The sequence below is a fragment of the Sandaracinaceae bacterium genome (assembly GCA_016706685.1).
GTDB lineage: Bacteria > Myxococcota_A > Polyangia > Polyangiales > Houyiibacteriaceae > JADJJE01.
The window spans coordinates 1-6,719 of sequence record JADJJE010000048.1 but is presented as its reverse complement, the minus strand read 5'-3'; the positions used below and the strand labels follow the sequence as shown (position 1 = coordinate 6,719).

7 protein-coding genes are annotated in these 6,719 nt (G+C 65.8%); all 7 read left to right on the top strand.

Annotation, left to right across the window (positions count from 1 at the left end):
* The first annotated feature begins 292 nt into the window (after positions 1 to 292).
* The 7 genes from IPI43_29990 to IPI43_29960 all read left to right on the top strand — a co-directional run bounded on the left by IPI43_29990 (position 293) and on the right by IPI43_29960 (position 6,633).
* On the top strand, positions 293 to 874 hold the full coding sequence (locus IPI43_29990) for a TetR/AcrR family transcriptional regulator (GenBank protein MBK7778293.1): 582 nt from the start codon (positions 293 to 295) through the stop codon (positions 872 to 874).
* A gap of 554 nt (positions 875 to 1,428) precedes the next feature.
* Positions 1,429 to 2,304, top strand: a complete 876-nt coding sequence (locus IPI43_29985) for a TolC family protein (protein ID MBK7778292.1) — start codon at positions 1,429 to 1,431, stop codon at positions 2,302 to 2,304.
* A gap of 146 nt (positions 2,305 to 2,450) precedes the next feature.
* Complete coding sequence (locus IPI43_29980) at positions 2,451 to 3,428, top strand: efflux RND transporter periplasmic adaptor subunit (GenBank protein MBK7778291.1); 978 nt, start codon at positions 2,451 to 2,453, stop codon at positions 3,426 to 3,428.
* 62 nt (positions 3,429 to 3,490) lie between these two features.
* A complete protein-coding gene (locus IPI43_29975; GenBank protein MBK7778290.1) occupies positions 3,491 to 4,414 on the top strand; it encodes an efflux RND transporter permease subunit in 924 nt (307 codons plus the stop codon).
* Positions 4,365 to 4,922: an efflux RND transporter permease subunit gene (locus IPI43_29970; protein ID MBK7778289.1), complete on the top strand. Its 558-nt coding sequence runs from the start codon at positions 4,365 to 4,367 to the stop codon at positions 4,920 to 4,922. Before IPI43_29975 ends, IPI43_29970 begins: the two co-directional genes overlap by 50 nt.
* Complete coding sequence (locus IPI43_29965; protein ID MBK7778288.1) at positions 4,919 to 5,920, top strand: efflux RND transporter permease subunit; 1,002 nt, start codon at positions 4,919 to 4,921, stop codon at positions 5,918 to 5,920. Before IPI43_29970 ends, IPI43_29965 begins: the two co-directional genes overlap by 4 nt.
* Positions 5,920 to 6,633, top strand: a complete 714-nt coding sequence (locus IPI43_29960; protein ID MBK7778287.1) for an efflux RND transporter permease subunit — start codon at positions 5,920 to 5,922, stop codon at positions 6,631 to 6,633. The genes IPI43_29965 and IPI43_29960 overlap by 1 nt, the downstream gene beginning before the upstream one ends.
* Positions 6,634 to 6,719: the final 86 nt, after the last annotated feature.

Genomic DNA, 6,719 nt, shown 5'->3' with positions numbered 1-6,719 from the left:
GTGCCACGCAGCGCGACTGCCAGCCGCTTCGCCATTTCCTTCGCCCGCTTCCACGAGCGCACCCTTCCGATCCTCGATATGTTCCATCCGCGGGTGCCGTTCCCATCTCCGGGCCGCTACCCGGGGTGTTTGGTTTTCTTCACCCTCGGAACACGCACCCCGCGCCTGAAATTCCTCGGGTCGTCATTTCCCTATCCCCCTGAGTGGATCCGCGCCCAGGAGGAACGAGACGATGTTGACACGCGAACGAGCGCACTCTAAGCTGAAGGGACCGTTCGCTTCGGAGACCGCCATGAGCAACCCAACGCAGGAACGGCGCCACGCCAGAGCCCGGTCCGAGATTATCGAGTCGGCCGCCCGCGCCTTCGCCAAGAAAGGGTTCCACGGCACGAGCGTGGACGATGTGGCTCGTGAGGCTGGGATGTCTCCCAGCTCGCTCTACCGCTACTTCGAGAGCAAGGAAGCGCTCTACCGAGCGATGTTGGACAACACCGCGGATGTGGTCCTCGCCCCATTCGGTGACCCGCTCCTGCCCACCCTGCCCTTTGACCAACGGTTTGAGTGGTTGCTGCGCCGCCAGCTGACGACCATCGAATCACAGCGCGAGTTCTTCATAACGTTCGCATCGGAACGGGCCTCCATGGACTGGGAGTTGGCGGGCACAGGAGACCCCGTCGGCGACGCGTATCTTCGCTGGGTGACGGCGTTTCGAACGCTCCTCGAAGAAGGAGTGGCCAATGGATTCCTGCGCCCTCTCGACACCTGGAACACGGCCTATCTCGTCACCGGCGCGCTCAGCGCCACCGTCTTTCGATGGATCCGGGGCAACTGCCGGTCGCTCTTCAGGACTACGTGCCGGTCCTGCTCGACATGATCTTCTGCGGCCTCCGCGCGGAGCGACAGCCGTGAACTGCTCCTGCAGGATCGTATTGCTGGTCGCGGTGCTGCTCATGGCAGCCCACGCACGCGCGCAAGAGGGCACAGACCCAGTCACGGTCAATCCAGACGTAGACCCCACGGGTCGGCCTCGCCGTACGCTGACGGAGTGCGTCCGACTCGCGCTGGAACGCGGTACCTAGTGTCGACGGAGCGGCCGCCGCGAGCGAAGAGGCGACGGCGATGCGGCGCAGCGCTCGCGGTCGGTTTGGGCCGGTGGTCCGGCTCGATGCCAACTTGCTGCGCTGGAATGCACCCTTTTCGCTGCCCCTCGACATCCCCGTTCCCGCACCATTCGGGCCACTGAGCGTGCCACCCATCCCTGTAGCGTAGCGCCACCACGATGCAGCTCTCGGCCACGGTGGTCCAGCCCCTGACCGGCCTCTGGACCGTCTACCAAGGTCACCGGGCGCTGTCCCTTGGCGAAGACGCGGCGCGCCATGAGGAGCGTGCCACTCGAGCCGACGTGGTCCTGGCCGTCGCGAAGCGTACGTGCAGGCACTCGAGGCCGAAGGAATGAGCCAGCTTGCCGCAGATCAGGTGCGAACCATCGAGGCTCATGTGGAAAGAGCTCGGCAGTTCCACGAGAACGAACTGATCACGCGCAACGACGTGCTGGTAGCCGAAGTCCGCCTTGCTGAAGCTCGTGTGCTTCAGCTGCAAGCCGCGGCCGGCGCGAGGCTCGCGAGAGCGCATCTCGCTTTTCTGATGGGCTTCCCCGGCGATAGCGAGGTCTGGCCGGCGGACCTGCCAGCACCGAGTGTGGCCGTAACGAGCCCGAGGAGCGATGCTTCGCCCGAGGGTGACTCGGACAGCAGGCCCGAGCTCGCAGCGGTGAGAGCACGCGTAGAACAAGCGCGCGTCGGTGTGCGTGTCGCGAGGTCACAGATGGCGCCCGAGGTCAACGCGATTTTCAGAGCGGAGCACGTCGAGGGCGTGCAGTTCCAACCCGAGAACGCCTGGTTTGTTGGGGTTCAGCTCAGTTGGAACATCTGGGAATGGGGGAGCGGTTACTACGCAATCGATGCCGCACGGGCTCGAGCCCTGCAGGCTGAAGCAGCCGAGACCCAAGCGCGGGAGGGTCTGCGCTTGGCGGCTATGCAGGCTGAAACCGAGGTCGACGTCGCCGTTGCGCAGCTGGAGGTTGTGCGCGGTGCGGTGACGCAGGCCGAGCAGAATCTCGAGATCGTACAGCAGCGCTTCGCGCAGCAGCTTGGTACGAGCACAGACGTGCTCGACGCTCAGTCGCTGCTCTATGCGACGCGACTCTTTGAAGTCAACGCTGGATACGGCGTCTTGCGCGCCCAGGTCCGCTGGCGGCGCGCCCTGGGGTTGGATCCAGTAGCCATCGAAGGGGAGTCCCCGTGAATCACCTGCGTCGCAAGGTCTCGAGCTGTGCTGCGCCTGGTTCCTCCCATATGCTGCTCGTTCTGGTTCTCTTCGGTGGTTTGGGTGGGTGCAGCGAGCCTGCTGCCTCCGCACCTGCGCGCACCGCAGACCTCCCCCCCTGCTCGGTGGAAGTTCAGCCAGTCACGCTGGACCAAACCGCTCGCTCCACCACCGTTGTTGGGGTCGCAGAGCCGCTGCGACGAACCACGCCGTCTGCGCGGGTCATGGCCAGGGTCACCGCAGCCACGTTTCGAGAGGGCGAGCGAGTGCTAGCCGGGCAACTCTTGGTGCGGCTCGATACCCGAGACCTGAGCAGGCGACGCGAGCAGGCCGCAGCTGGTCAGGACGTCGCACGAGCGGCTCTCAGCCTTGCTCAAGTGAACGTGGAGCGCATGCGCGCGCTCCGTGCTTCGGGCGCGATTTCGGGGGCGCAGCTCGAGCAAGCAGAGGCCATGCTCACGCAGGCAACGGCCGCCACGACGACCGCAGGCGCCGTCATCGGTGAAGTGGACGTGAACCTCTCCTACGCGCGGGTCGAAGCGCCGTTTGCAGGCGTGGTCGTCCGAAGGTTGGTCGAGGTCGGAGACCTCGTCGGACCAGGGCAGCCCGTGGCCGTCATCGAGGACGACTCGCGGTTGCGGGTCGTCGCTCCCATTGGACCCGATCTGGCAAGGCACCTGACCCCTGGGCAAGAGCTGTTCATGGACCTTGCTGGAGCGCGCGCCGCTGGCACTGTGGAGGGGGTCATCCCCTCGGGAGACATTCGTGCTGCCGGGCTGCGACTGCAGTTGGTGCTGGAGAACCCGAGTCGCTCGTACCAGGCGGGCATGTTCGCGACCCTCGAGGTCCCCGTCGAGGCCAGCGGAGAGGAGGTCTCCGCCGCGAGAATTCCGAGAGCGGCGTTGTTCGAGCGCGGACAACTCACCGGGGTGTTCGTGGTGACCGACCAGTCGGAGGCGAGGCTGCGTTGGGTGGTGATCGACGAGGACCGCGGTGACACGGTGCGGGTCTTGTCCGGACTTCGGGCGGGTGAGCGGGTCGCCGTCGCTCTCGATGCCCAGTGCCTGTCCGACGGACGGCGCGTGGCTGTGGAAGCGCGATGAGGGACGGGGACGATTCCTTGGGCTTCTCGGGCGGCGTCGCAAGCACGTTCCTTCGCTCAAAGTTGACGCCGCTCATCATCCTCGTCTCGCTGGCTCTGGGGATCCTCGCCATCTACACCACGGCCTGGGAAGAAGACCCGTCGGTCACCGTCGCTGTCGCTGACGTGTTCGTCGCGTTCCCCGGTCGTGGCGCTGCGGATGTGGACGCGCGAATCGCTCGTCCAGTGGCGGCATGGATTCTCGAGATCCCGTCGGTGGAGCATGTCATCAGCTCGGCCACTGACGACGCCGCCTTGTTCGTGGTGCAGTTCCGGGAAGGCGTCGAGCGCGATCTGGCGCTGAGCCAGCTCTACGAGCGCCTGAATGCGAACAGAGACTCTCTTCCCGCGCGGGTTCCGCCGCCCTTGGTGGTGCCAAGAGGTATCGAGGACGTTCCGGTGCTCGCCGTCACGCTTTGGCACGAGTCGGACGATGCCGTCCTCGTTCGCAGGCTGGCAGCGGAGCTGGCCAGCGAGCTCGAGTCGCTTCCCGGAGTGTCGCGCGTTCAGCTCACGGGAGGTTCTCGCCGCGAGATCGTCGTCGAGCTGGACGCGAACCGGCTCGCGGAGCGAGGTCTCGGCGCCGACCGTATCGTCCAAGCCGTCGAGGCGGCGAACGTCCGGCTGCCGGCGGGCGAACTGGCGGGTCCGGGCGGCAGCTTTCGCGTTGAGACTGGAGCGCTGCTCTCGTCCGCCCAAGACGTAGAGGCGCTGGTCGTTGCAGCCACGCCTGCCGGGCCCGTCTATCTCCGCGACGTTGCGACCGTCCGCGATGGCGTGGCCGAGCCGCGAGATTATGTGGCCCACCTGCAGCGCGGCGACGGCTGGGCGTCGCACGCCGCCGTGACCCTGGCGATTCACAAGGTCAGTGGCGTTGACGCCGCGGGTCTGACGGAGCGTGCGCGGGGCCTGCTCGATAGGCTCGCACCGGAGCTCCCTGCCGCGTGATGTCCATCTCAGCGTCACGCGCGACACAGGACGAACGGCGACACACCGCGTGGTGACGCTGATCGAGCACATGGCCATCGCGACGCTGGTGGTCGTCCTCCTCATCGCGCTGGCGCTTGGTCGGCGCGAAGCCGTAATCGTGGCCATCGTGATTCCCGTGACGCTCGCGATCGTCCCGTTCGTCTACAAGATGACGGGCTTCACGCTGAATCGCATGACGCTCTCGTCGATGATCTTCGCGATCGGGATTCTGGTCGACGATGCGATCGTCATCATCGAGAACATCCACCGCCACTACCAGGAACGGGGCAGCGAGAAGGACTTGGCGCGGGTCACCCTCGAGGCCGTTCGAGAGGTGGGCAACCCAACCATTCTCGCCACGTTCACCGTCATCGCGGCGTTGATGCCCACCGCGTTCGTCTCCGGCATGATGGGACAGTTCCTGCGCGCGCTGCCTATCGGTGCGTCGGTGGCGATGGTGTACTCGTTGTTCATCGCCTCACCGTGACGCCGTACCTCGCGTACCGACTGCTGCGACACCCGAGTCGCGAACGCGGCTCGGAGGATGCGTCTCCGGCTGCCATGGTCCCGCGACGTGGTCTGTATCGACGCAGCCTCGAGTGGGCCATGTCGCGTGGCTGGCGCGCAGCCTCCGTCTGGACCGTAGCCATCCTCCTGCTCCTCGGCTCTCTGGGGCTCGTTGTCGCTCGGGCTGCGGTCGTCCAGATGATGCCGATTGCCGATGTGGACGAAATGTCCGTGATGATCGACCTGCCACCCAGCTCCACACTCGAGGATACATACGGGCGCGTTACCGACGTCGCGCGGGCGCTTGAGGAGATACCCGAGGTCGTTATGGCTCAGGCCTACGTGGGAACCGCCGGTCCCATCACGTTCCAGGGCGTGGCTCGCCACTACATGCTGAGGCAGCAAGGCTACCAAGCCGAGCTCCAAATCGGGCTAACGCCGAGGGGAGATCGGCAGAGGACTAGTCACGAGGTCGCCGCCGAGGTGCGCCGAGTGGTGGCTAGAACGCTCGAACACGATCATGCGTGGCTAACGGTGGTTGAGCTTCCTCCAGGACCTCCGGTCCAAGCCGCCTTGGTGGCCGAGATTTACGGCCCCGACGAAGAACAACGGATGGCGCTCGCGCAACGGGTGAAGCAGTTGTTCGAGTCGACGCCTGGCATCGTCGATGTGGACTGGTCGGCGCGCCGCGGCCCTCCCGTGCTGCGCTACGAGGTGAATCAGCAGCACGCCGCCGTGCGGGGCGTCGTTCCGGCGCAAGTGGCCACCACCGTTCGCACTCTGTTCCACGGGGACACCAGCGGGTGGGCCTACCTGCCGAGAGAACGAGAACCCGTGGCCGTTAGGCTTCAGGTGGCGCGCGCCCATCGCGCCAGCGAGGCCGATCTCAGCTCGTTGTACTTCAGCTCGATGGTCGGGCCGCCGGTCCACGCTTCGGACATTGGCAGCGTGCGCCGACTCGAAGCACCTATCCTCTGATGCGAAAAGACCTGCAACCGTTCGTCTCGGTGACCGCTGAGGTCACGGGTGCAGGAGCAATCTACAACGCGATCGACCTGAGTCCGCGGTTGGGCGAGGACGTCGGCCCACGAGCTCGACCGGTTCGCACGCTCTGGAACTCCGACGCGCCTGAGTCGGACGAGCTCGCGGTCCGCTGGGGCGGGGAATGGACCGTGACGTACGAGCTGTTCCGCGACCTGGGTGCGGCCTTCGCGATCGTGTTGCTCCTCATCTACGTGATGCTTGTCGCATGGTACCAATCGTTCCTCGTTCCATGGGTCGTTATGCTTCCGATCCCCATGGCGTTCATTGGCGTGATCCCTGGGCACTTCATCCTGGGCATGCCGCTCTCGGGAATGGCGGTGATTGGGGTGATCGCCCTCGCCGGGCTGATGGTGCGGAACTCGATTCTACTCGTCGACTTCGCCGGCCAGCGCGTCGCCGCGGGAGCGAGCGTGCGGGAGGCCGTCCTTCTCGCGGGCGAGACGCGGCTTCGGCCGATCGTCCTTACCGCGCTGACCGTTGTGCTTGGCGACGGTGTACTGTTCTTCGACCCCATGCTCCAGGGACTCGGGCTCACGATGGCAGCCGGCGCGTTGTTCTCCACAGCGTTGACCCTCGGAATCGTGCCGCTCGCGTACTATCAGCTGATGTCCGTTCTGAGTTGGGGCGAACGCGAGGCCGACGCGTGAGTGGCGGGTGAGGCGGCACCCTCTCCGCCGCCGCTCCTATGAACGGTTGGGCGCGCTACGGCCCCATACGACACGAAAGCAGGTGA